20 protein-coding genes are annotated in these 22,958 nt (G+C 70.7%); 12 read left to right on the forward strand and 8 right to left on the reverse strand.

The features are described 5' to 3' along the window. The first annotated feature begins 201 nt into the window (after window positions 1–201). Entirely contained in the window at window positions 202–1,428 is a 1,227-nt protein-coding gene (locus tag ACIPY5_RS14805) for an MFS transporter (protein ID WP_400971918.1), read from the forward strand. Here the strand turns inward: ACIPY5_RS14805 and ACIPY5_RS14810 are convergent, their stop codons facing one another. After that, entirely contained in the window at window positions 1,429–1,998 is a 570-nt protein-coding gene (locus ACIPY5_RS14810; protein WP_400971920.1) for a helix-turn-helix domain-containing protein, read from the reverse strand. It abuts the gene before it with no gap. A gap of 162 nt (window positions 1,999–2,160) precedes the next feature. Here ACIPY5_RS14810 and ACIPY5_RS14815 point away from each other — a divergent pair, with 162 nt between their 5' ends. The 4 genes from ACIPY5_RS14815 (at window position 2,161) to ACIPY5_RS14830 (ending at window position 8,349) form a co-directional block, all read left to right on the forward strand. Further along, the gene (locus ACIPY5_RS14815) at window positions 2,161–2,652 is read left to right on the forward strand and encodes a DUF664 domain-containing protein (RefSeq protein WP_400971922.1); all 492 of its coding nucleotides are present in this window, start codon (window positions 2,161–2,163) and stop codon (window positions 2,650–2,652) included. Window positions 2,653–2,762: 110 nt separating this feature from the next. Next, the gene (locus ACIPY5_RS14820; protein WP_400971924.1) at window positions 2,763–4,232 is read left to right on the forward strand and encodes a DUF3375 domain-containing protein; all 1,470 of its coding nucleotides are present in this window, start codon (window positions 2,763–2,765) and stop codon (window positions 4,230–4,232) included. Further along, window positions 4,229–4,996: a DUF4194 domain-containing protein gene (locus ACIPY5_RS14825; protein WP_400971926.1), complete on the forward strand. Its 768-nt coding sequence runs from the start codon at window positions 4,229–4,231 to the stop codon at window positions 4,994–4,996. The genes ACIPY5_RS14820 and ACIPY5_RS14825 overlap by 4 nt, the downstream gene beginning before the upstream one ends. Next, the gene (locus ACIPY5_RS14830) at window positions 4,993–8,349 is read left to right on the forward strand and encodes an ATP-binding protein (protein ID WP_400971928.1); all 3,357 of its coding nucleotides are present in this window, start codon (window positions 4,993–4,995) and stop codon (window positions 8,347–8,349) included. Before ACIPY5_RS14825 ends, ACIPY5_RS14830 begins: the two co-directional genes overlap by 4 nt. A 36-nt stretch (window positions 8,350–8,385) precedes the next feature. Here ACIPY5_RS14830 and ACIPY5_RS14835 read toward each other — a convergent pair whose 3' ends face one another. Further along, the gene (locus ACIPY5_RS14835; protein ID WP_400971930.1) at window positions 8,386–8,613 is read right to left on the reverse strand and encodes a hypothetical protein; all 228 of its coding nucleotides are present in this window, start codon (window positions 8,611–8,613) and stop codon (window positions 8,386–8,388) included. Between the two features lie 85 nt (window positions 8,614–8,698). Here ACIPY5_RS14835 and ACIPY5_RS14840 point away from each other — a divergent pair, with 85 nt between their 5' ends. Next, on the forward strand, window positions 8,699–9,703 hold the full coding sequence (locus ACIPY5_RS14840; RefSeq protein ID WP_400971932.1) for a helix-turn-helix domain-containing protein: 1,005 nt from the start codon (window positions 8,699–8,701) through the stop codon (window positions 9,701–9,703). Window positions 9,704–9,737: 34 nt separating this feature from the next. On the opposite strand, the gene ACIPY5_RS14845 is transcribed toward ACIPY5_RS14840, so the two are convergent. After that, window positions 9,738–9,905 carry a hypothetical protein gene (locus ACIPY5_RS14845; protein WP_400971934.1) on the reverse strand — a complete coding sequence of 56 codons (168 nt, stop codon included), beginning with the start codon at window positions 9,903–9,905 and terminating at the stop codon, window positions 9,738–9,740. Between the two features lie 165 nt (window positions 9,906–10,070). Between ACIPY5_RS14845 and ACIPY5_RS14850 the strand changes: the two genes are divergently transcribed. Further along, a complete protein-coding gene (locus ACIPY5_RS14850; protein ID WP_400971936.1) occupies window positions 10,071–11,555 on the forward strand; it encodes a sigma-70 family RNA polymerase sigma factor in 1,485 nt (494 codons plus the stop codon). Here ACIPY5_RS14850 and ACIPY5_RS14855 read toward each other — a convergent pair. After that, window positions 11,526–11,843 carry a hypothetical protein gene (locus ACIPY5_RS14855; protein ID WP_400971938.1) on the reverse strand — a complete coding sequence of 106 codons (318 nt, stop codon included), beginning with the start codon at window positions 11,841–11,843 and terminating at the stop codon, window positions 11,526–11,528. The two genes, ACIPY5_RS14850 and ACIPY5_RS14855, sit on opposite strands and share 30 nt — an antisense overlap. A gap of 173 nt (window positions 11,844–12,016) precedes the next feature. Here ACIPY5_RS14855 and ACIPY5_RS14860 point away from each other — a divergent pair, with 173 nt between their 5' ends. Next, window positions 12,017–13,087, forward strand: coding sequence for a flavin-containing monooxygenase (locus ACIPY5_RS14860; protein ID WP_400971939.1), 1,071 nt, complete (start codon window positions 12,017–12,019; stop codon window positions 13,085–13,087). 156 nt (window positions 13,088–13,243) lie between these two features. On the opposite strand, the gene ACIPY5_RS14865 is transcribed toward ACIPY5_RS14860, so the two are convergent. Genes ACIPY5_RS14865 through ACIPY5_RS14875 form a run of 3 tightly spaced genes read right to left on the reverse strand, consistent with a single transcriptional unit; the run spans window position 13,244 to window position 16,585 of the window. After that, the gene (locus tag ACIPY5_RS14865) at window positions 13,244–14,542 is read right to left on the reverse strand and encodes a threonine/serine exporter family protein (RefSeq protein WP_400971941.1); all 1,299 of its coding nucleotides are present in this window, start codon (window positions 14,540–14,542) and stop codon (window positions 13,244–13,246) included. 49 nt (window positions 14,543–14,591) lie between these two features. Then, window positions 14,592–15,530: a 3-methyladenine DNA glycosylase gene (locus ACIPY5_RS14870; RefSeq protein ID WP_400971943.1), complete on the reverse strand. Its 939-nt coding sequence runs from the start codon at window positions 15,528–15,530 to the stop codon at window positions 14,592–14,594. Then, window positions 15,527–16,585 (reverse strand): App1 family protein, encoded by a 1,059-nt coding sequence (locus tag ACIPY5_RS14875; protein WP_400971945.1) that lies wholly within the window; start codon window positions 16,583–16,585, stop codon window positions 15,527–15,529. The genes ACIPY5_RS14870 and ACIPY5_RS14875 overlap by 4 nt, the downstream gene beginning before the upstream one ends. Before the next feature lie 121 nt (window positions 16,586–16,706). Here ACIPY5_RS14875 and leuS point away from each other — a divergent pair, with 121 nt between their 5' ends. Both leuS and ACIPY5_RS14885 read left to right on the forward strand, forming a co-directional pair. Continuing rightward, window positions 16,707–19,328, forward strand: coding sequence for a leucine--tRNA ligase (gene leuS / locus ACIPY5_RS14880; protein WP_400971947.1), 2,622 nt, complete (start codon window positions 16,707–16,709; stop codon window positions 19,326–19,328). 45 nt (window positions 19,329–19,373) lie between these two features. Then, window positions 19,374–21,116, forward strand: a complete 1,743-nt coding sequence (locus ACIPY5_RS14885; RefSeq protein ID WP_400972159.1) for a GDSL-type esterase/lipase family protein — start codon at window positions 19,374–19,376, stop codon at window positions 21,114–21,116. A 60-nt stretch (window positions 21,117–21,176) separates the two neighbouring features. On the opposite strand, the gene ACIPY5_RS14890 is transcribed toward ACIPY5_RS14885, so the two are convergent. Further along, the gene (locus tag ACIPY5_RS14890) at window positions 21,177–21,779 is read right to left on the reverse strand and encodes an HD domain-containing protein (protein ID WP_400971949.1); all 603 of its coding nucleotides are present in this window, start codon (window positions 21,777–21,779) and stop codon (window positions 21,177–21,179) included. Window positions 21,780–21,941: 162 nt separating this feature from the next. Between ACIPY5_RS14890 and ACIPY5_RS14895 the strand changes: the two genes are divergently transcribed. Beyond that, window positions 21,942–22,550, forward strand: a complete 609-nt coding sequence (locus ACIPY5_RS14895) for a hypothetical protein (protein ID WP_400971951.1) — start codon at window positions 21,942–21,944, stop codon at window positions 22,548–22,550. 16 nt (window positions 22,551–22,566) lie between these two features. Then, a complete protein-coding gene (locus tag ACIPY5_RS14900; RefSeq protein ID WP_400971953.1) occupies window positions 22,567–22,809 on the forward strand; it encodes a hypothetical protein in 243 nt (80 codons plus the stop codon). Window positions 22,810–22,958: the final 149 nt, after the last annotated feature.

Here is a 22,958-nt window from a genome sequence, read left to right on the forward strand (position 1 = left end):
CAGCCGGCTCAGCAGGGCGGTGTCCGGACCCGGCCCCCGCGTCAGGCGCGTGAGGAGTCGCGCGGTTTCGCCCACGGGGGATACCGCGAACCGGGAGGCGAGCACGTCGTCCGGGCCGGTTTCGATGACAAGCACTCCGTTGACCTTTCGTCTCCACGCGAAACAATACCGGCACTTCCACGCCGGATCCACGGTAGGTGGATGACACTCGCCTCCCTCGCGCGGACCACCTACCGGTCGGTCTTCGCCTCCGCCGGCTATCCGGCGCTCTTCGTCTCCGCCTCGTTCTCGATACTCGGTCTCTCCTTCCAGATCCTCGTCTTCTCGGTCACGGTCTTCGCAACAACCGGCTCACCGGCCGCGGCATCTCTGGCGTTCGCCGCGGGCTTCCTGCCCCAGGTCCTGGGCGGGATCCTCCTGCCCTCCCTCGCCGATCGGATCCCGCCCAAAGCCCTCTTGATCGCGGGCGCGCTGATGCGAAGCCTGGTCGCCCTGATCCTCGCCGTGGGCGGCCTCGGCATCGTGGGCTCCGTCTGCGTGATCGCCGCAGCGGCGCTCGTGTCACCGCTCTTCAGCGCCGCCGAATCCGGCCTGGTCGCGCGGATCCTCGACGGAGACCGCTACGTGCTGGGACGGTCCCTGTTCGTCATCACCGGCATGATCGTGCAGCTGCTGGGCATCGCCCTGGGGGGGGTCGCGCTTCAGTTCCTGACGGCGCAGCAGGCTTTCCTGATCCTCTCGGCTCTGCACGTCGCCGGCGCGCTCGTCTGTCTGGCCGGGGTTCCTCGGCTCGGCGCCGCAGCCGCGGAACCCGGACGGTGGCGGATCGGTGACACGCTGCGCGGCTACCGGGCGCTCTTGTCGGTGCCGCTCATCCGCGCTCTGCTCCTGTTGTGGTGGGTGCCGTTGTCGCTCCTCGTCGGTGCGGAGTCCCTCGTCGTCGCGTACGCGGGGCAAGCCGGCGCGGGCGCGGCCACGACGGCGGTCCTCATCGGCGCCATCCCCCTCGGTGCGCTCATCGGAGAGGTCCTCGTCGGTCGTCTCTGCCCGCCCGCTGCACGCGAGCGTCTCGTCTTCCCGCTCCTCGCCCTGCTCGGCGTCGGCCTCGTCGCGTTCGCCTTCGGGCCGCCCCCGCTGGTGGCGGCACTCGTGCTGAGCGTCGCGAGCATCGGTCTCGCCTTCGCGCTCGGGCGCCAGGACGTGTTCCGGGCGGCATTGCCGGCGGACCGGGTCGGCGTGGGGTTCGGCCTGCTCGGCGTCGGCATGATGACAGGCCAGGGAGTGGGCCCCGTGGTGGCCGGGCCGCTCGCGAGCATCGTCGGTGTCGGCCCGACGATCGCCATCTGCGGCGCCCTCATCCTCGTCGCCGGCGCACTGTGCTTCGGGCCGGTACAACGGATCCGGTGGCGAGCGGCGGAGCGCCCGTGATCAGACGTCGGTGAGGTGCACTCGTTCGCCCTGCTGACCGTAGATGACGATGATCTCGGCAGGGATGTCGTCTCGGGCGTTGGCGATCCAGTGCGGGGTGAGGGTGTCGAACTCCGCGGCCTCTCCGGCGCCGAGGATGGTGCGCTGTCCGGCGAGGGAGAGGTGCACGATGCCGCTGAGGACGTAGAACCATTCGCGTCCGGGGTGCGTGTTGTCGTGCGGGGGCCGCGACGAGGACAGCGGCGGGTAGATCACCTTGAACGCCTGGAGGCCGCCGGCGTGGACGCCCAGCGGGATGTAGGTGAGCCCGTGTCGTCGCACCGGTCGCAGGTGGACGCGCGGATCCCCGACGCGGGGTGCGGCGACCAGCTCGTCGAGCGGCACGGCGTAGACGCGTGCGAGGGGGAGCAGTTGTTCCAGGGTCGGGCGGATGTGGCCGCGCTCGAGGCGGCTGATCGTGCTCGGGGTCAATCCGGTTCGTTCGGACAGCTCGGCCAGGGTCAGGTTGCGGGCGGTGCGGAAGCCGCGCAGCCGTGCGCCGACACCGTCGATCACCTCGTCGTCGTCCACACGTCCTCCGACCGGATTTGCGATTCTGCAAGATGGATCGCAATTCTGCCATGCGACGGCAACCATGAGTCCCATGACGATCCAGATCAGCGGCTCTCCGAACAGCACCCCGAGGTCGCGACCGCAGAGATCCGCGTTCGCGGCGGGCAAGGGATGAGGAACATGGTGCCTCCTCCCCATGCGGTGGATTCGGGGGTCGGGATCCTCGAGGACCTGGAACGACGCCTCGACAAGTACCGGGACCTGCTTCTCCACAGTCTGGACGGACTCGCGGAGGAGGAGGCGGCGACGCCGCTCATCGCGGGCCGGCCGTCGCTGCTCGGCGTCGTCCGGCACACCGGCTTCGTGCAGGGAGTCTGGCTCTGCGAGGCCGTCACCGGACGAACCCGGCAGGAGATCGGCATCCCGGTCTCCACCGCGAACTTCTGGAAGACCCGCAGGACGGACACCATTCGATCCGTCATCGCGGAGCGGCGCCGCATCGATGAACTCGCCCGCCTGCACATCCGTGGTCGCGGACCCGAGTCCGTCGTGACGGGACGCGGTCCGCGCACCGTGCGGAGTCTGCTCACACATGTGCTGAGCGAGCTGGCCTGGAACACGGGGCAGTCCGACATCCTCCGTGCCGCGATCCTCGCTCGGCGACGTGGATGAGGGCGCTGAGCGACAACGACGAAGCCATCACCGCCGCTCTCGGAATCGGTCGCCCTTGATAGGCTGGTGCCTTTGGGAACGGCGCGTTCCACAGCCGTGAGGGAGCGATCGTGACCGGAAGCAGGGCAGAGGGCGCTTATCTGCGCGCTCTCGCGGCGTTCAAGACGCCGACGCTCGATCTGCTGCACGGTCGGTATGCGCCCTTCGTGATCGCGGCCCTGAGCCAGATGTTCTCCGCCGACCGGCCGACGGTCGCCGTCGCCGACGCGCACGTCGAAGTCGGAGAGATGCTGGATCAGCTCCGCGCGATCGGCTACGAGGACGACGAGCGTCGGCTGCCCGCCACGACCGGCCGTGAGCTGTGCCGGTACTGGGTCAAGGTCGGCTGGCTCGGTCAGCAGATCGACGCCGAGAGCGAGGTCTACCGGCTGACCGCGCACGCCGTGCGCGCGCTCGAGATCGCCGACCTCACCGGCGGCGGCGCGCGCGTCTCCAACTCCCGGGTGCGTACCCTGCTCGAAGCCGTGGAGCGCCTCGCGGGGAACGCGGACGGCGATCCGGCCCGACGCCTGCGGCGGCTGCGCGCGGAACGGGACGCGCTGGACGCGCAGATCACGGCGCTCGAGAGCGGCGCCGCCGACCCTGTGCCGGATGACGAGCTGCGGGAAGAGGCCGAGAACGTGCTGCACCTCTCGCGGGGGCTGCCGGCGGACTTCACGCGCGTCGCGGAATCGATCAAGGCCATGCAGCGCGACGTGATCCGCGACCTCCGCCGCGATGAGCGCCCCACCGGGGAGGTTCTGCGCGAGTACCTGCTCCGCGGCCAGCAGGTCATGCAGTCCACACGCGAGGGACAGGCGTTCGCGGGCGCGCTGCGACTCATCGGCGACCCGGAGCGGATCGACGAGCTCACGGATCAGCTGCACGGCCTCCTCGCACGCCCCTTCGCGCAGCTGCTCGACGGCACGCAGCGCGCCGAGCTCGACATGATCGGGCGCCGCATGGAACTGGGCGTGCAGGAGGTGCTGACGGCCCAGCGCCGCGCCTCGCACGTCATCGCGGGTCAGGTGCGCACGCACGACCCCGCGCGCGACCGCCAGGTCGACGAGCTGCTGCGCGACGTCATCGCGGGGATGCAGGCCTGGACGCAGACGCGGACCCCCGAGACTCCCGTGGATCCGCTCCGCCGCCTGCCGGTCGCGAGCATCGGCCACCTCCGCCAGTCGCTGGGGGACATCCGCCCGCCCGGCTCGCCGGCCGCACTGATCACGCAGGGACAGGACGTCGAGTTCGTCGACGCCGACACCCGCGCCTGGGGCGGTCCGCACTACGCGGAACTCGAGGCGCACGTTGCCGGACTCGGCGACACGTTCGACCTCGGCGAGGCCTTCCAGGCCATCACGGAGCGGAGCACCCGCCGCCCGGTCGATCTTCTCGGCCTGCTCGAGATCGCCCACCGCAACGGCCTGGCCGAGGCGGACGGGGTCTCGGTCGTGGAGACCGTCCGTCCCGACGGCACCGCGCGCCGATTCGCGTTCGGATCCGTGACCGCGCAGGCGAGGAAGGAAGAGGAACGATGACCTCCGATGCCACCGAGACGCCCTACGTCGCAGAGACCCCCGAGACGGCGGAGAGCTCCGCTGTCGAGGAGGGGGCGGGGTTCATCCAGCCTGTCGCGATGGAGGATGACCTCGCTGAGCTGTTCCCGGGCGACCGCGGGGTGCTCGATCCCGAGGTGCGCCGCACACTCGCGCTGATCCTGCACCGGCGCTTCCTGCTCGCCGACCGCAACCGCCCCGAATGGCGCACCCTCCTCGACCATCAGACCGTGATCGAGTCGCGCCTCAACGACCTGTACATCCGGCTGATCGTCGACCACGAGCACGGCCTCGCGTACAAGCAGCAGATCCGCATCGACGAGCTCGACATCCCGATCCTGCTGCGTGACACGCCGTACACGCGCTCGGAGACGCTCGTGCTGGTGCACCTGCGCACCGTCTACGAGCGTGAGAACGTCGCCGGCGAGGCTGCGCCCCGCATCGACATCGAGGACGTCGAGCAGACCGTGCTCAGCTACTTCACCGACGCCGACGGCGACATCTCGCGGCGCCAGAAAGCCGTCCGCGACGCGATGCGCAAGCTCTCGAACGACGGGATCATCAGCGAGGAGACCACCGGCCGCTACCGGATCGGTCCTCTCGTCGAGGTCGTGCTGAGCGCGGAGAAGCTCACCGAGCTGCGCGACTGGCTGCGCGACACCGCCGCCGAACGCCGCGCCGGTGCCGGTGGCGTCGCGCTCGACGACGCCACCGCCGAGGAAGCCCTGGAGGACGCCCTGTCATGACGATGGTCGACACTCTCTTCGGGCTCATCCCCGAAGCCTCCCGCGGCCAGCAGTGGGTCGCCGAGGACCTGCAGCTCGTGAACTGGGGCGGCTACGACGGCGGTCCGCACCGCGTGCGGTTCTCTCCCGCCGCGACTCTGCTCTGCGGCGGATCGGGATCCGGCAAGTCCACGCTCATGGACGCCTACATCGCGCTCATGATGCCGCACACGACGCCGTTCAACGGCGCGTCGAACGGCGGCGTCACCGGGCGCCCCCGAGGCGACGAGCAGCGCAACGTGCTCTCCTACGGTCGAGGCAAGCTCGACGAGACCCGCACCGAGGAGGGCACGAAGGTGCAGGTGCTCCGCGGCGACGGCGAGGACACCTGGACCGCGATCGCGATGACGTGGCGCGACCACGACGACTCGCGCTTCACCGCCGTGCGCGCCTGGTACATCCCGGCCGGCGCGCGCGTGCTCGAGGACACGGTGCGCGTGCGCGCCACCGCCAACTCGGCGTTCGACCTCGCCGCGCTCGAGCGCGCGGCCGCGCAGCGCCTCACCGATGCCTCCGTGCGCGCCGCCGGACTGGAGCCCGTGGGCACGGACCGCGAGTTCTCCGCACGGCTGCACTCGGTGCTGGGCATCGGGGCCGCCGGATCCGGATCGAACGCGATGAGCCTGCTCGCCCGCATCCAGGCGGGACAGCAGATCACCACGGTCGACGACCTGTACAAGCGCCTGGTCCTCGAGGAGCCCGAGACGATGCGCACCGCCGATGCGGTGGTCGTGCACTTCGACGAACTCGAGAGCACGAAGCAGCGCATGCTCGTCGCGCGCCAGCAGGTGGCGGCCCTCGAACCGATCCGCGACCTGCGCCGGCGCATCGACACCGCTGCCGGGCGGATGACGCTCATCGACGCGGTCGGCGTGTTCGAGGATCCGACGTCCGTCGCCTCCCTCTGGCGTGCCGAGCGGCGCATGGACCTGCTCCGCACGGTCGAGGATGAGCTCCGCGACCGCACGCGCGTGCTCGACATCCTCGCCCGGGAGAAGCGCGTGCAGGCCGAGGCCGCGGAGGTCGAGCACGAGGGCTTGCGAGATCTGCTGCGCGAGCGCGGCGGCGACCGGCTCGAGACCGCGCAGCGCGAGCTGCGTGGCGTCGAGCGGCGTCTCGAGGAGGCGCAGACGCGTCGGGCGAGGTTCGACGACGACCTGCGCGCGCTCGGCGCCGAGGTGCACAGCAGGGCGGAGTTCGACAAGCTCGTCGGGCGCGCCCGCACGGTGCTCGGCGACGCGGACGCCAAGGGCAGCGCGCGCGAGGCCTGGGCCGACGCCCGTCGCACCAGGGATGGACTGAAGGCGGAACTCGCACAGCGCGAGCGCGCGGCCGAGGAGGCGACGGCGTTCGCGGGCAACATCCCCGGGGACCTGTACCGCTCCCGCGAGCTGCTCGCCGAGGCGGCGGGGCTCGAGCCGCACCAGCTGCCCTTCGTGGGCGAGCTCATCGAGGTCCGCACGGAGTACGAGCCGTGGCGCGAGGCGTTCAACCTCGCCCTCGGCGGCTTCGCCACGACCGTGCTGCTGGATGTCGCCGACCTCGACCGGTTCCGCACCGCGATCGACGGGGTGCGCACTCCGCGCCGACTCACGTACCAGGGCGTGCACACCGGGCTCCGCACGAGCGGCGGGGGAGCGGAGAACCGACTGCCGGGACGTCTCGAGTACGCGGACACTCCTTTCACCGGCTGGCTGCAGGTGCGTCTCGCCGAGCGGTTCGGTTTCGTCTGCGTGAACAGCGCGGCGGAACTCACCGGGCACGAGCAGGCGCTCACGATCACCGGTCAGGTCTCCCGCGGAGACCAGGGCGCGCACGGCGGCCATGGCCGCGGGAACGTGCTCGGCTTCTCGAACCGCGCCCGGCTGCGCGAGCTGGAGGCCGCGGTCGAGGAGCTGCGACCCGTTCTCGAGCGTGCGGAGGGAGCGGTGGCGGCCGCCGAGTCGACCCTGGACCGGTTCGATGCCGAGCGCGCGGCCTTCGCGCGGATCGTGGACGTCGTGTGGGACCAGGTCGACGTCGACGCCCTCGTCGCCGTGCAGGAGCGCTGGCGAGGCGTGGAGTCCGAGGTCGCGGAGAAGAACCCGGACATCGCGGGGATCACCGCGCAGATCGAGAAGGCCAAGGCGCTCGCGGCGCGACTCCGTGAGGAGATCGGCGCGGCCACGGCGGAGCGCCAGCAGGTCGAGCAGCGCTGGGGCGAGATCACCGACGACGTCGACGCCGGGCAGGCGCTGATCGACGAGGCGATCGGATCGGATCGAGCAGTGGGCTCCGAGCAGGCGCAGTACCTCGACGACCGCTTCGCCTCACCCGCGTCGGCCAGCGCCGCGCCATCGATGCTGCTGGAGCGCTTCGACGGTGCGCTGCAGGCCGCCGGCAACCGCCTGAACGAGGATCGGGCGACGGCGTTCGAGGCTCACCGCGAACAGCGCGAGAACATGCGCCGGCTGATGAGCGGATTCCTGGAGCGCTGGGAGAACCCGAACCTGATCGCGGATCCGGATCTGTACGTCGACGACTTCGAGAGCATCCTCGCGGCGCTCGAGACGAGCGGACTCCACCAGCTCGAGAGCGAGTGGCGGGACAGCCTCGTCCACCTCTCGGGGAACGACCTCACGAACCTCGACTCGACGCTGGGACGGGCGCTCCGGGACATCCGGGAGCGGATCGAGCCCATCAACCGGATCATGCAGGACCTGCCGTTCTACGACGACCACCACCGCCTGCAGATCACGACCCGGGAGAGCCAGTCCGAGGCGCGCAAGCGCTTCCGCCGCGACCTGCGCGAGGTGCGGGGGCTCATCGAAGCGGCCTCCAGCGACCAGGAGCGCGAACACGCCTACCGCCGGATGTCGCGACTCATCGGGCATCTGCGACGCTCCGCCCCCGACTTCGCCGACCTCATCGATGTGCGCAACCACGTGCGGGTGAGTGCCGAGCGGGTCACCGCCGACACCAAGCAGCACGTCGCGCTCTACGACCACATCGGCGAGAAGTCCGGCGGCGAGTCGCAGGAGCTCATCGCGTTCATCGTCGGCGCGGCGCTGCGCTACCAGCTCGGCGATGCCGGAGCCGAGCGCCCGCGCTACGCTCCGGTCTTCATGGACGAGGCCCTCATCAAGGCCGACGCGCACTTCACCAAGCGGGCGATCGGCGCGTGGCGCGGTCTCGGCTTCCAGCTCGTGATCGGGGCGCCCAACGACAAGTACAGCGCGATCGAGCCGCACGTCGACGTGGAGTACGACATCCTGAAGGACACCCAGGGTCGATCCTGGGCGAAGCTCAAGGTCGCCCTGCCGGCGGCTCGCTGAGGCGCGACGCGGCGCCCCGCCTTCAGGGGTGATGCGTCACCAGTCGCTGCGGTCGAGGGCGGCCTGCAGGTCGTGCATGGCGCGCGCGTCCTCGCGGGTGGGCACGCCGCCGCGCTGCAGGATGCGGCGGGGCAGCCACGTCGGTATCGTGAGGCGCGCGCGGCGCTGCGGCGACGGCGCGGAGTCCGCAGCGGAGCGCAGGGAAGCGTCGGCGCGGGTCACGGGGATCCGGAAAGGGGCGGGGGTCGTGGCGGTCTCGGTCATGGCTTCAAAGCTACGAGCGAAAGGATCCTGCCACCAGATGGCGGAAAGACTTTCGGCATAAAGATCCAGCCAGTATGATCGGGGCATGCTGCAGAGCGTCACCCTTCCCGTGATCGACGGGCTCGCCGTGTTCGAGTTCGGCCTCCTCAGCGAGGTGTTCGGGCTGGATCGCAGCGTCTACTCGGACGTCCCGGCCTTCGACTTCCGCGTCTGCGGCATCGAGGCAGGGCGTCCCGTGAGCACCGAGGTCGGGGCGCAGGTCGTCCCCGCCCACGGACTCGAGGCGATGGAGCACGCCGACGTGATCGCCGTTCCCGCGGCACGCGTGCGTCCCGCCGAGGAATACCCGGCAGAGCTGCTGGACGCCCTGCGCCGGGCCGCGGATCGCGGTGCGATCCTGCTGAGCGCGTGCTCCGGGGCTTTCATCCTCGGAGCCGCGGGGTTGCTCGACGGGCGGCCGTGCACGACGCACTGGCGGTACGCCGAGGAGCTGCAGCGACGGTACCCGACGGCGCGCATCGACCCGGACGTGCTGTTCGTGGACGACGGCGACCTCATCACGAGCGCCGGGACCGCGGCGGGCATCGACGCCAGCCTGCATCTCGTGCGCCGCGAGCTCGGCAGCGCGATCGCGAACGTGATCGCCCGGAACATGGTCGTGCCGCCGCAGCGCGACGGCGGGCAGCGCCAGTACATCGAGCGTCCGGTGCCGCAGGCGGACTCGGACACGCTGGGCGACGTCCTGGCCTACATGGGCGATCGTCTCGGCGCCACGCATTCCGTCGCCTCGCTCGCGCAGCGCGCGCACATGTCCACCCGCACGTTCGCGCGCAGGTTCGTCGCGGAGACGGGAGTGACGCCGATGCAGTGGATCACGGCGCAGCGCGTGCTGCACGCGCGGCTGGCCCTCGAGACGACGGACGCCTCGATCGAGGAGATCGCCGCGACCTGCGGATTCGGCAGCGCGACGCTGTTCCGGCACCACTTCACGCGCGAGGTCGGGATCGCGCCGAGCGCGTACCGCCGCACCTACGCCTGCGCCGTCCCCGCGGAGGAGATCGCGGAGCGGGAGCTGCTGTCCCTCGGATAGCGGTCCGCGCGGCCGGTCCACTCGGAGCGCGGCGCTAGCGCGTGGACAGGTACAGCACGAGCACGCCGACGATCACCAGCGCCACGGCGAGCATGCCCCACACCGGGGCTCCGTAGACGTCGCGGAGGATCCACGGCGTCCGGTATCCGCGCTCCGCGGCCGTTCGCCTGCGATGTCGCCGTCCGCCGTTCTGCGTCGCCATCGGGCGAGCGTAGGTCGACGGGCTGTGGCCGGGCTATGACTGCGCCCGGTGCCGCCTGAGCGCGGTCAGAGTCGCGGATCGGAGGCGGCCGGCATCCGCTCGCCGGGACCCGGCGTCGGGATGACAGACTGAATATATTGGTCCGACGTCTTCCGGGGAGCGAACATGCACGACGATCGCGGCGATGCGGAGCTGCTCCGCGCGGTGCGAGACGATGACGCCGGGGCCTGGGAGTTCCTGTGGCAACGGCACTACGACTCCGCACTCCGCTACGCCCGGCGCCTGTACTGGTCGCGGGCGGAGGATCTCGTCTCCGAGTCCTTCCTCGCGATCTATCAGCAGCTGAGGATGAGCGACGGCGGACCCACATCGTCCTTCCGCGCCTACTTGAAGACCGTGATCCGGAACACGTCCGCCCGATGGCACGCGGAGGCCGGCCAGGTCCTCGACGACGCGGACGTGGATCAGGTGGATCCGCGCGATGGTCTCCGGCATGTCGAACGCGAGTCCGGTGCGGAGGACGTCCTCGCCGCGTTCGCCGCGCTTCCCGATCGCTGGCAGCGGGTCCTCTGGCTCTCCGACGTGGACCAGGCGGGACGCCCGGCGATCGCCCGCGAGCTGGGCATCAAACCGAACGCCGTGTCGGCGCTGCAGCGACGCGCCCGCGCGGGCATGAAGCACCAATGGCTGCTCCGACAGGTTCCGACGAGGTTGCGCGGCGACCAGGCGCATGTCGCCCGGTTGCTGCCGCAGCATGTGGCGCACCCGCGGAACGCCGCTCTCGCCGCGGAGGTCGCCGCTCACCTCGTCACCTGCATGCTCTGCACGGACCTGCTGCGGGGCATGCACGCCTCCGTGGCACGGGCGCAGGGCGGTGCGCTCTCGGCGGTGCTGCTCGGCACGGTCGGGGCGGGGGTGCCGGTCACCGCGTCCCTGAGCGCCGGGACGGCGGCCGCGGCCACGACCACGACGGGCGCAGGGGTGATCGCCTGGCTGTTCGCGGGCGGCGTCACCGCGGCCACGGTCGGCGGGCTCGTGGCGACGACGCTGCTCACGGTCACGCCTGCGGTCGCTCCGCCCGCGGACGCGCTCCGCGCCCCGACCGCGACGCCGGGCACGTCTGCGGCCGCGAAGGCCCCTTCGGCCGAGGACCCGGCTCCTGTCGCTCCGGTCCCGGTGCCGGTCACCGTCGCGGAGACGGCTGCGGATCCCGCTGCGGAGGGGGTGCCGGACCCCGTCGTCGATCCGGGGTCGGGGGTGGTCCCGGACGTGCCGCCGGCCGTGGATCCGCGGCAGACGGGCACGCAGTTCGTCGGAGCACTGTCCGCGGCGGGAGTCTTCTCGGTGGCGGATCCGTCGATGACGGCCTCCGGAGTGCTCTCCGCGGGGATGGCGCAGGTACCGCAGGTCGGGCCGGTAGCCGTCCCGACGGTCGAGGCCGTGGTCGGTGCAGCGTGGTTCTCCGCGGAGGTCGCACCGGCGGGCGCTGCGGTGGATGCGTCCGTCTCGGTCCGACAGGGCGAGGCGCCGGCCCTCGGCGACGTAATGGCGGAGGCAGCCGTGCAGCTCGGCGCGGACGGTTCCGCGGGGGCGAGCTCCCGGATCAGCCTGCCGGGACTCTCACTGGACCTGCGCGTCGTGCTTCCCTGAGCCCTCGCCGCGGGCCAGCGCGGGCCCCTTGCGCAGAGCGCGGCGCTGGTGCTCATGCGGGCGGCCGTCGTGAGGAGCGCAATGCGGCAGCGCGCCCTCGGACGCCGGCAGCGCAGGCGCTGCGGCGGCCTCGGCGGCCGCAGCGGCATCGTCGGCGGCGGCGATGGACATGATCACCGACAGGTTCCATGCCGCGCTCGGGCGCACCCCTCTCTGGTCGATCGTGCGCTCGACCGGCTCCTCCGGATCGGGACTGGATCCTTCGGCGGGCGTCTCCGGGTTGCGCATGTCATCCTCACTTCTCGACCGGCTCCTCGCGAGCAGATCGTCCGGCCCTGCGACGGGCCTTCGAAGTAGAGAGTCCCCAACCGGCCGATAGTGACGCGCGCCGGCGAAGAATCTCGCGTCGCGCGCGAATCGGCCCGGGGAACACCGCGCCTGCCCGCGACGTTGCACCGGCCGTGGACATCCTCGACAGCATCGTGATCGGCGCCGGCCAGGCCGGCCTGTCGAGCTCGTACCATCTGCGCCGGCTCGGCATCGCGCACGTGGTCCTGGACGCGGACCAGACGCCGGGCGGGGCATGGCAGCATCGCTGGGACGCGCTCACGATGCAGGATGTGCACGGCGTCGCGGAGCTGCCGGGATCGGTTCCGCCCCCGCGCACGGCGGAGCAGGCGAACCGTGCCGTGCCGTCGTACTTCGCGGGTTACGAGCGCACTCATGACCTGCCGGTGATCCGTCCGGTGCACGTCGACCTGGTGACCGACGAGGACGGGATCCTCGTGGTGCATGCGGGGGACCGGGCCTGGCGCTCGCGCACACTGGTCAACGCCACGGGCACCTGGACGCAGCCGTTCCTGCCGCACTACCCCGGGATGGAGACGTTCCTCGGGGAGCAGTTCCACACCGTCGACTATCCGGGCCCGGAGCACCTCCGTGGCAAGCGCGTGCTCGTGGTCGGCGGCGGGGCCTCGGCCGTGCAGTTCCTGGGGGCGCTCGCCCCGATCGCGGATGTCGTGTGGGCCACCCGCCGTCCGCCCGTATGGCGCGACGAGGACTTCACGCCCGAGGCGGGAGCCGCCGCCGTGGCGCTCGTCGAACAGCGCGTCGCGCAGGGACTCGCCCCGCAGAGCGTGGTCAGCGTGACCGGTCTGATGCTGCGGCCGCAGGAGCAGGCGGCGGCCCGGCTCGGCGTCTACGACGCGCGCCGGCCCATGTTCGAGCGCATCGAACCGGATGGCGTGCGCTGGGCGGACGGCTCCTTCGAACCTGTTGACGTGATCCTGTGGGCCACGGGGTTCCGCCCCGCGATCGGGCATCTCGCCCCGTTGCATCTGCGCAGCGAGCGCGGCGGGATCCAGCTCGATCGCAACGGGCGCGGAACGACGGCCGTGAAGGATCCGCGGATCCAGCTCGTGGGATACGGCCCCTCGGCGAGCACGATCGGTGCGAACCGCGCCGGCCGCACCGCCGCGCGCGGCGTGCAGCGGTACCTCGCTCGGGCGTCCGTCGCGGTCGACGCGGGCTGAGCCGGGTCCGGTGCCGGTGCCGGCCTGGTTTCGGGGCGCACTATCCCGTTTTGGGGCGCGCCACGTCGTCGAAACCGGGTGTGGTGCGCCCCAAAACGGAGGGGTGCGCCCCGAACGGAGTAAGGGCGCCCCGGGAAGGAGCCTGCGGGAGCGGGCTCAGCGGATGATGCGGATCGAGCCGGTCGCGGTGGGCGCGGCGGAACCGGCGATGGGACGGGTGATCCGCAGCGCGTCGGCGATCAGCGCGCCCACCTTCGTCCCGATGCAGAGGCTGATGAAGATCATCGGGGCGGCGGCGAGGGCCGCGGCATCGAACGAGGCGAGCGCCACGAGCCCGACCGTGCCGGGGACCAGCAGCAGGAACGCGGGCTGGAACGAGACCGTGGCGGGGACCGCGAGCGTCACCCGCTCCAGCACGCGCGCCGCGAGGAACAGCAGCCCTGCCGTGATCCCTGTCGCGACGGTGCTGCCGGTGTACGGGCTCAGCAGCATCAGCGCCGCGTAGGTGCAGATCATCACGATCACCGTCGCGATCGTGAGGCGGAAACCGGATCCGAAGCTCAGTCCGATCCCGATCGCGAGCACCACGACGCCGATCCAGCTCCAGGCCAGCGGCGGCACCGCCTCCCACCCGCCGTGCCCCGTGACGAGCGACGTCTCACCGACCAGCGCGGCGGAACGCGGATCCACGCGCAGGCCGGTCGCGGCGGCGCCGGTGAAGATGCCCGCCGCCATGAAGGTGAGCATGATCAGCCCGTACACCAGCCGCGACGCGCCGGTGACGATGTCGGCCGCGGTCAGCTCCAGGAGCGCGTTCGTGATGAGTGCGCCGGGGACCAGGAGCGCGACCGGCGCGCACACCGCGAAGAGCGGCACCGCGCCGAGATCCAGGCGATCGGCGACCACCCCGACGACGAGGGTGGAGATCAGCGACGCGACGAAAGGGACCACGGCGGCGGCCGCGCGGATCCGCTCGGTCGCCAGCACGATCGCGGCGACGAGTCCGCCGACGAGCAGGGCGAGCACGATCGCCCACCACGGGCAGCGGAACAGGATCGCGAGCCCGGTGGCGAGCAGCGCGCCGCCGAGCGCCGTCTGCAGGACCGGGTTCCTGCGCTGCAGGCCGCGGATGTGCGAGATGTGCGCCGGAACCTGATCCAGCGTGACGCGTCCCGCCTCGAGCCGCCGTGCGAGGCGCGACGCGTGCGCGGTCTGCCGGAAGGTCAGGCCCGGCCCTCCGCCGGCCGCGATCGTGGTCGCCCCCGGGGTGCCGGGGCGGCTGACGAAGACGTGCTCCGGGAGCACCGCGAAGGAGAGGTCGGTGCCGGGCGCGGTCGCATCGCGGGCGCGCTCGAGCGTGCCGCGCACGTCGGTCACGGACACGCCGGAATCGAGCAGGAGCGCGCCGAGGTCGCCGAGCGCGACGTCGGGGGAGACGGGTTCGGAAGGGGACATCACCTGAAATCGTAGAACGTGGGGCCGGCCGTGCGCGCGGCGCGGCGTGTCAGTCCGCGGAGCCCCGCCAGGCCTCGAGGATCCGGGCGCGCAGCGCGTTGCCGCGTTCGGCGAACTCGCGCTGCCGGCGCACGTACTCCGCCTTGCCCTCCGCGGTCTCGATCCGCACCGGGACGACGCCCCAGTCGGCGAGGTCGTAGGGGGCGGCCTCCATGTCCAGGACGCGGATGTCGCGCGCCAGCTCGAACGCGTCCAGCAGGATCTCGCCGGGGACGAGCGGGCCGAGCTTCATCGCCCACTTGTAGACGTCCATGCCGGCATGCAGGCAGCCGGGCTGCTCGAGGAGGGGTTGCGTCTCGCGGGTCGGCGCGAGCCGGTTGCGCGGCACCGCCTCCGGCGTGAAGAAGCGGAACGCGTCGATGTGCGTGCAGCGCAGCTCGCCCTGCTCCACGACCGCGTCGGTCCCCGCCTGCCCCAGCCGCAGCGGTACCGCGTGCCGGTGCTCCGGAGTCCGGTACACCATGGCCCATTCGTGCAGGCCGAAACAGCCGAACTGACCGGGGCGCGCCGCGGTGCGCACCAGCATCGCGTGCACGAGGCGCGCGAGCTCAGGCTTGTCCGCGGCGAAGGCGTCCGCATCGGGCATGACGGCCCCGGCACGGGGTCCGGATCCGGATCCCGATCCGGATGCGGATCCCGGGGAGGCGTCCGGTTCCGGCACGGGGGAGTACCAGCGCCAGTCCGCGCGCTCCGGGGCGTCCTCGAGGGCCACGCCCGCTCCGGGATGCCAGCGGCGCAGCTGCCCCGGCTTGTAGCCGTAGTACGTGAACAGGAAGTCGTGGACGGGGTGCTTCTCGCGGCGCGCCTGGCGGGCGCGGTGCTCCGCGGTCAGCGCGTCGGCGCGCGCCGCGTGGGCCTCAGCGAGGGCCGACCACGTCGCGCGGTCCAGGCGCGCCCGGGAGGTCAGCGCGCCGGCGGTGCCGCTCATGGCTCCGAGCGCACGACGCCGGCGTCGATGAGCTCGTCGAGGATGCCGGCGCCGTCCTCCGCGCTCACCCACGGGGCGAGATCCTCGTCGCGGGCCTCGCCCTCGGCGCCGTCGCCGTCGGCGCGGGCAGAAGCGCGGCGCCCGGCGAGCACGCCCTCGGCCGGGAGCAGTCGGCGGATCGCGACCGCGGCCACGTTCTCGGGGTGATCGATGAGGAACTGTCCGTAGATGGCCTCGTCGTGCTGCCCGTCGTCGCCGATCAGCAGCCACTGCACGTGCGGGAACTCCTCGGCGAGCCGGGCGAGGTTCTGCAGCTTGTGCTCGCGTCCGCTGCGGAACCAGCGCTCATGCGTGGGACCCCAGTCGGTGAGCAGCATGGATCCGGCCGGGAAGAGGTGCCGGGAGAGGAACCGGTTGAGCGTGGGAGCCACGTTCCAGGCGCCCGTGGAGAGGTAGATCATCGGCGAGCCGGGGTTGTCCCGCATGAGCCGCTCGAGCAGCACCGCCATGCCGGGGACGGGGGTGCGGGCGTGCTCGTCGACGACGAAGGAGTTCCACGCGGCGATCAGGGGCCGCGGCAGGGCCGTCACCATGACCGTGTCGTCCACATCGGACACGACCCCGAAGCGCACGTCCTCGGCGACCACGAACACCCGTGCGGGGATCGGGTCCTGACCCTCCACGGCCATCGTCACGTGCTGCCAGCCCGGAGCGAGGTCGGCTTCGATCCGGCAGTCGACGACGCCGCCGCGATCCGCGGCGACCTCGTGCGTGCGACCGGCGACCGTGATCGTGACCGTCGCGAAGCTCACCGGGATGCCGACGAAACTGCGCCAGCCCCGCACACTCGCGTCCTTGCCGCCGCGGCGCGTCTTCGGCAGGATCAGCACCCGCCCGACGACGCGGACCCAGCCCGCTCCGCCGTAGCCGGGGAACGGGACCACGCTCGCGCTGCGGCCCCGTTTGCGGGCACGCCTCTCACGCCACGCGTGGAAGCGGTGCTCCAGGCGGGCGAACCAGTGGATCCGCTCCGGTCGGGCTGAGGACGAGGGCATAGCGCCTCTAGTCTTTCACGTCCGCGCCCCGGCGCAGGATCCCGCGCGGAACGCCGGGCTGCGCGGGCTGGGATAACCTGGAGGTTGCCCTGTTCCGGGCACTCTTTTCCCCCCGCAGAGAATGGTCGTCGCGTTGTCTGAGAACCCGTCCCACGCCGCATCCCCGTCGAATGACGACGAGTCGCTGTCGGCGCACGAGCTTCAGGCGCACCAGGCTCAGCGGCTCCAGGGGAAGTGGCAGAAGTACTGGGCCGAGAACGAGACCTTCAAGGCCGGCGGCGCCGAGGATGTGCGCCCGCGCAAGTACGTGCTGGCGATGTTCCCGTATCCCTCGGGCGACCTGCACATGGGTCATGCCGAGAACTACCTCTATTCGGACATCGTGGCGCGCTTCTGGCGTCACCGCGGGCACAACGTGCTGAACCCGATCGGCTGGGACTCCTTCGGGCTGCCCGCCGAGAACGCGGCGATCCGTCGCGGAGCGGATCCGCGCGATTGGACCTACCAGAACATCGCCCAGCAGAAGGCGGGCTTCCAGGCGTACGGCGTCTCCTTCGACTGGAGCCGCGTGCTGCACACCTCCGACGAGGAGTACTACCGCTGGAACCAGTGGCTGTTCCTGAAGCTCTACGAGCGGGGCCTGGCCTATCGCAAGAAGAGCCCGGTGAACTGGTGCCCGAACGACCAGACCGTGCTCGCGAACGAGCAGGTCGTCGACGGGCGCTGCGAGCGCTGCGGCGCCGAGGTCGTCAAGAAGAACCTGACCCAGTGGTACTTCCGGATCACGGACTACGCCGACCGTCTGCTGGACGACCTGAACCAGCTCGAGGGCTTCTGGCCGCACAAGGTGCTGCAGATGCAGCGCAACTGGATCGGCCGCTCGATCGGCGCCGATGTGGACTTCGCGATCGAGGGCCGCGAGGGCGTCGTGACCGTGTTCTCTACGCGCCCCGACACCCTGCACGGCGCGACGTTCATGGTCGTGGCGCCCGACTCCGACCTGGCCTCCGAGCTGGCCGCCGGATCGTCCGAGGACGTGCGGATGCGCTTCCAGGACTACCTGACCCAGGTGCAGAAGACGAGCGAGATCGATCGGCAGTCCGCCGACCGCCCCAAGACCGGCGTGTTCCTGGACCGCTTCGCGATCAACCCCGTGAACGGCGAGCGGCTGCCGATCTGGGCCGCCGACTACGTGCTGGCCGACTACGGCCACGGCGCGGTCATGGCCGTGCCCGCCCACGACCAGCGCGACCTCGACTTCGCCCGCGCGTTCGACCTGCCCGTGAAGGTCGTGGTCGACACGACGGCGCCGATCACCGGCGCGCTGCCCGTGATCGAGGTCGACGAGGACGGCGTCCCGGTCGAGCCCCTGGAGTCGCTCGACGACCAGCACCCGGCGAAGACCGGCATCGCCCTGACTGGCGACGGCCGCATGATCAACTCCGGCGAGCTGAACGGGTTGTCCAAGCGCAACGCGATCTCCCGCGCGATCGAGCAGCTGGAGGCGGCCGGCACCGGCCGTGCCGCGAAGAACTACCGTCTGCGCGACTGGCTGATCTCGCGCCAGCGGTTCTGGGGCACGCCCATCCCGATGCTGCACACGCAGGACGGCGAGATCGTGCCCGTGCCCGAGGAGCAGCTGCCCGTGCGCCTGCCGAGCATCGAGGGCCTCGACCTGTCCCCGAAGGGGTCCTCACCGCTGGGTGCGGCGACCAGCTGGGTGCAGACCACCGTGCCCGGCACCGGTGAGCCCGCGCTGCGGGATCCGGACACCATGGACACCTTCGTGGACAGCTCCTGGTACTACCTGCGCTTCCTGTCGCCGAACAGCGACACCGTGGCCTTCGACGTGGACGAGGCCCGCCGCTGGGCGCCCATCGACTCCTACATCGGCGGCGTCGAGCACGCGATCCTGCACCTGCTGTACGCGCGGTTCATCACCAAGGTCCTGTTCGACATGGGCCTGATCGACTTCACCGAGCCGTTCTCCAGCCTCATCAACCAGGGCATGGTGATCCTCGACGGCGCGAAGATGTCGAAGAGCAAGGGCAACCTGGTGCTCTTCCAGGAGGAGCTGGACGCGTACGGCGCCGACGCGTTGCGCGTCGCGCTGGCCTTCGCTGGACCCGTGGAGGACGACAAGGACTGGAAGGACGTCTCGACGACGGGAGCCCAGAAGTTCCTGGCGCGCGCGCTGCGCGCGGCCCAGGACGTCTCGAGCTCCGTCGACGTCGTCTTCGACGGAGGCGATGCGGCGCTGCGTCGGATCACCCACCACCTGCTGGCCGACGCGCCCGCGCTCGTCGAGCAGACCAAGTTCAACGTGCTGGTCGCGCGTCTGATGGAGCTGGTGAACGCGATCCGCAAGACGATCGACGCCGGATCCGGCCCCGCCGACCCCGCCGTGCGCGAGGCCGCGGAGACCGTGGCCGTCATGCTGGACCTCGTCGCTCCGCACACGGCGGAGGAGATGTGGGAGATCCTCGGTCACGAGCCGTCCGTGGGACTCGTCACCTGGCGTCAGGCCGACCCGCTGCTGCTCGTGGAGGACACTGCGACCTGCGCCGTGCAGGTCAACGGCAAGGTGCGCACGACGCTCGAGGTTCCGGCCAAGATCGGCGACGCCGAGCTGGAGGCGCTGGCCCGTGCGGACGAGAAGGTGCAGCGGGCGCTCGACGGCAAGGAGATCATGCGCGTCATCGTGCGCGCTCCGAAGATCGTGAACTTCGCCGTCAAGGGCTGAGTTCCGTTGCGCTCCGGGGGGAAAGGAGCGCGCGCCCTCCGGGTGATGCGGCGCGTGCTCGGCACGGCGGTGATCGTCGCGCTGCTCGCAGGCGGGGGGCTGCTGCTGGTCTGGCAGCTGCCGCGCCCCGTCAGCGACACCAGCGCGATCGGCGTGCTCTGGCACAAGCACAGCGATGAGCTGGGCGCCGCGTGGAATCGTGAGACCTGCGCGAAAGGGGTGTGCCGTCAGGACTACCGCGGCGGCTCCATCTACGCCGCGGTCGAGGGCGACGCGCACATCGTGCACGGCGGCGCGGTCGGCGAGGCGCTCGACGAGCTCGGCGGCGTGGCCAGGCTCGGCCTGCCGATCGCGGAGCAGAGCGGATCCGCGGATCGGCCGTGGCAGGCGTTCCAGCGTGCGGGCATCTTCGCGAACGAGGACGACGTCCCGACGCTCGTGCGCGGGGTCTTCTGGCAGTCCTGGCTGCGCTTCGCCGAGGAGCGCGGCGGGCTCGGGTTCCCGAAGGGGCCGGAGCACAAGGACCGACGTGGCACCCCCGTGCAGGACTTCATCAACGGCGTGATCTATCTGCGCGACGGCGCGCCCGTGCCCACGATCTCGGACATCGCCGCGGCCCACCGTCGTGCCGGGGGCGCCTCGGGGCCGCTGGGCTACCCGAAGGGCGTGCAGCGGGCGGCCGGCGATCGCCTGGTGCAGCAGTTCGACGGGGGCGAGATCTGGTGGTCCGGCGACGCGGGAGCCGCGTCGGTGCAGGCTCCGTTCCTCGCGGCCTTCCATGAACGCGGCGGAGCGGACGGCTCGCTCGGCCTGCCGACGGCGGAGGCGTCGAGGCTGGAGAACGGTTCGATGCAGCCGTTCCAGGGCGGTGTGCTCTACCGCTCCGACAGTGATGGCGCGATCCGCGCCACGACTGCCGGGGTCATCCAGCAGCGCTACGCGGAACTGGGCGGCCCGGAGGGCGAGCTGGGCTTGCCGACCGGGGAGAAGGTCGACGTCCCCGGAGGCCGCTACCAGGCCTTCGCCGGGGGCGCTCTGCTGTGGCACGAGGGCGCCGGGGTGTTCCGCCTCGACGCTGCGGACTTCGCGTTCTGGGTGGCGGATCCAGCCCGGTTCGGGTGGCCGACGAAGGACTCCTGGACCGACGAGCGTGGGGTGCATCAGGACTGGGAGAAGGCCCAGACAGTCCTGCGCGAGGGGCGCCTGCTCACGGTCCCGTCGACGCCGGTCGATGCGTCGACGGCCGTCCTCCTGTGCGACTCGCAGTGCAGCGGCAACTCCTGGATCGAGCAGGGGGCGCGCCGGGCCGGCTTCTCGAACATCGTGAAGTTCGGATACGGGGGGTCGGGATATCTCGCGCCGATCAGCGGACTCGGGGCAGGGTTCGCGGAGAGCGTGTCGAGCAACCGCCTCCTGCTTCCCGAGGGCGACCCCGGGGTCGTCATCGTGACCCTGGGCGGCAACGATGCGGCGTTGAAGCACTCCACCGCCGAAACGATCGGGGCCGAGGAACGACTCATCGCGCTGCTGCGTCAGACGTACCCGAACGCGGCCATCGTGGTGGACGGCGTGATGAGCCGCAGCGATGCGGCGCATGCTGCGCGCCGGGCGATGGATGCGGCCGTGACCGAGGAGGCGCGGAACCTCGGCGTCCACGCGATCTCGGTCGCCGGGTGGGTCAGCACCTATTCGGCGCCGCAGGCCGACAACGTGCACCTGACTCCTGCGGGGCACGACAAGATCGCCCCGTACTACGCCGACGCGCTGCGCGCCGCACTCGGACGCTGACCCTCTCGCGTTCGCGGGCGCGCCCTCCCGCGCCGCGGAGCGGAAGGCTGCGGGATCCGGTCAGATCCGCTCGAGCGGGTTGTCCGCGAGCTTGCCGACGAGGCCGCCCTCGACCAGACGGTGCGCCTGACTGTACGGCTTGCGCTCCGCCTGCTGCTGCACGCTGTCGCCGAACTCGGCCGCCAGACCGAGCCGGGGGTAGGCCGCCAGCACTTCGCGGCGGAATTCGAGCGGGATCTCCTCGTCGCGGCGGCCGGAAATATCGAGACCGGTCGAGGTCTCGAGGAGGTACCCCTCGATGTCCTGAGCGGGATCCACGGACGGCCAGTTGTGCCGCACGATGATCTCGTTGACGCGGCGCTGCCGCTCGACGGACCAGCCGGCTCCTGCCGTGAGCGCCTCGCCCACGAACCCGCCGGCCTCCTCATAGCCGAGCACATGGTTGTCGTATGCCGGCGCGAGTCCGATGTCGTGCAGGACGGCTCCCGTGTAGAGCAGCTCGTGGTCGATCCCGCGGTGCCCCTCGACGATCGCGAAGGCCTCGGCCCACAGCCAGCTGCGCAGCACGTGATTGACCAGGGCGGGGGACTGGAAGCGGGTGACGAGCTCGTGCGCCCCACGGGCCGCAGCGGTGTCGGGCGGGAGGAAATCGTTCAGGCGCATGGCGACTCCGGGTCGATCGTGGGATGAGGCCAGCGTAGCGCCCGGTTCGGCGGCGGCTCCGTACGGCAGGCCCGTGCGGCGGGTGGGACGGAACGATGAGCCGGATCTGGTCGGAAAATCAGAGTCGAAAACGGGTGATCCATTACGTGGTGTTATCGACTCTTGATCGATCTTGGAGATCTTTTTGCACCAAGACGGAAATTTGCCACTTTGGCTTGGTTGCCTTCTGTCACGCCCCCTATGCTCGGCGGTGAAACTGCCCCTGTTGACTACGCGAATGCCGACGGGGGTGCGGCAACGCCCGCGACCGATAGCTCCAACCCTCGCGGCAACAACGACAACTACGGCTGCCCGCCTGGAACGAGAAAATGGGACAGCCAGTACACTGACGGGCAGTGCATCCCCGATGATGTCTACGATCGCTACGCAGGGCCCTCGTACGAAGAAATCGGAGGTGCAATCGCGTGGGTGTGGGAAAACTTCGGCATCTCACTCTCTGGCTGCCTGTTCATTTGTTTCGAGATCGGTTTGGGTGGCGGGTTCACGATCGGAATCGGCGTCGGTGCTAAGGCGGATGCTGCAATATCAATTGGAGGCGGCAACGCACCCGACGGTGGCGCGATCAAGGGTGTATGTTCCGGCGAGTTTGGGCCAGTTGGTGTGTACGGCGAAGCCGGACTAGGGTTTAACGGCCAGAGGTTTGGGGGCGGCGGCTGGAGTGGCGGCGCTGGCGCTGGTTGCAGCGTCATGATCAACTATCGGTTTGGATAGGCTCGGAGAATTTGAAATGACGGCTGAGAACTATATCGCAATAGTCATCGGCGCTATTGCACTGATGTGTGGACCGATTGTAATTATCTTTCGCGAAAAGATATATCGAGTCATTGCCGATACTAACCGTGCGCTGGGTGGCGGCGTGGGTCGCGCTGCGGCAAGAAGATCTAGTCCGGTCTGGATCGGAATCTGGGGCGGCGCATTGATGTTCATTGGCGTCGGTGGGATTCTTGTCGGTATCTTTTCCCGAGGATAGCTCGATAAATGATGCCAATCATGATTACCGTCGCGAGTCTTGCCGGTCTCCTTGAGGGTGAGAGCAGTTCATGACGACCAGCGTGTCGCTTGTCTTCATCGCAGTCGGTGTCGCGGTATTGGCCATCGGTGCGTTGATAATGGTGTTTC

The organism is Microbacterium sp. NPDC089698, from assembly GCF_044749045.1.
GTDB lineage: Bacteria > Actinomycetota > Actinomycetes > Actinomycetales > Microbacteriaceae > Microbacterium.

Excerpts from the sequence above, each read along its gene's own strand:
- ACIPY5_RS14805 (WP_400971918.1), top strand. The coding sequence starts at position 202 with ATGACACTCGCCTCCCTCGCGCGGACCACCTACCGGTCGGTCTTCGCC.
- ACIPY5_RS14815 (WP_400971922.1), top strand. The coding sequence starts at position 2,161 with ATGGTGCCTCCTCCCCATGCGGTGGATTCGGGGGTCGGGATCCTCGAG.
- ACIPY5_RS14825 (WP_400971926.1), top strand. The coding sequence starts at position 4,229 with ATGACCTCCGATGCCACCGAGACGCCCTACGTCGCAGAGACCCCCGAG.
- ACIPY5_RS14830 (WP_400971928.1), top strand. The coding sequence starts at position 4,993 with ATGACGATGGTCGACACTCTCTTCGGGCTCATCCCCGAAGCCTCCCGC.
- ACIPY5_RS14835 (WP_400971930.1), bottom strand. The coding sequence starts at position 8,613 with ATGACCGAGACCGCCACGACCCCCGCCCCTTTCCGGATCCCCGTGACC.
- ACIPY5_RS14840 (WP_400971932.1), top strand. The coding sequence starts at position 8,699 with ATGCTGCAGAGCGTCACCCTTCCCGTGATCGACGGGCTCGCCGTGTTC.
- ACIPY5_RS14845 (WP_400971934.1), bottom strand. The coding sequence starts at position 9,905 with ATGGCGACGCAGAACGGCGGACGGCGACATCGCAGGCGAACGGCCGCG.
- ACIPY5_RS14850 (WP_400971936.1), top strand. The coding sequence starts at position 10,071 with ATGCACGACGATCGCGGCGATGCGGAGCTGCTCCGCGCGGTGCGAGAC.
- ACIPY5_RS14855 (WP_400971938.1), bottom strand. The coding sequence starts at position 11,843 with ATGCGCAACCCGGAGACGCCCGCCGAAGGATCCAGTCCCGATCCGGAG.
- ACIPY5_RS14865 (WP_400971941.1), bottom strand. The coding sequence starts at position 14,542 with ATGTCCCCTTCCGAACCCGTCTCCCCCGACGTCGCGCTCGGCGACCTC.
- ACIPY5_RS14870 (WP_400971943.1), bottom strand. The coding sequence starts at position 15,530 with ATGAGCGGCACCGCCGGCGCGCTGACCTCCCGGGCGCGCCTGGACCGC.
- ACIPY5_RS14875 (WP_400971945.1), bottom strand. The coding sequence starts at position 16,585 with ATGCCCTCGTCCTCAGCCCGACCGGAGCGGATCCACTGGTTCGCCCGC.
- leuS (WP_400971947.1), top strand. The coding sequence starts at position 16,707 with ATGGTCGTCGCGTTGTCTGAGAACCCGTCCCACGCCGCATCCCCGTCG.
- ACIPY5_RS14885 (WP_400972159.1), top strand. The coding sequence starts at position 19,374 with ATGCGGCGCGTGCTCGGCACGGCGGTGATCGTCGCGCTGCTCGCAGGC.
- ACIPY5_RS14890 (WP_400971949.1), bottom strand. The coding sequence starts at position 21,779 with ATGCGCCTGAACGATTTCCTCCCGCCCGACACCGCTGCGGCCCGTGGG.
- ACIPY5_RS14900 (WP_400971953.1), top strand. The coding sequence starts at position 22,567 with ATGACGGCTGAGAACTATATCGCAATAGTCATCGGCGCTATTGCACTG.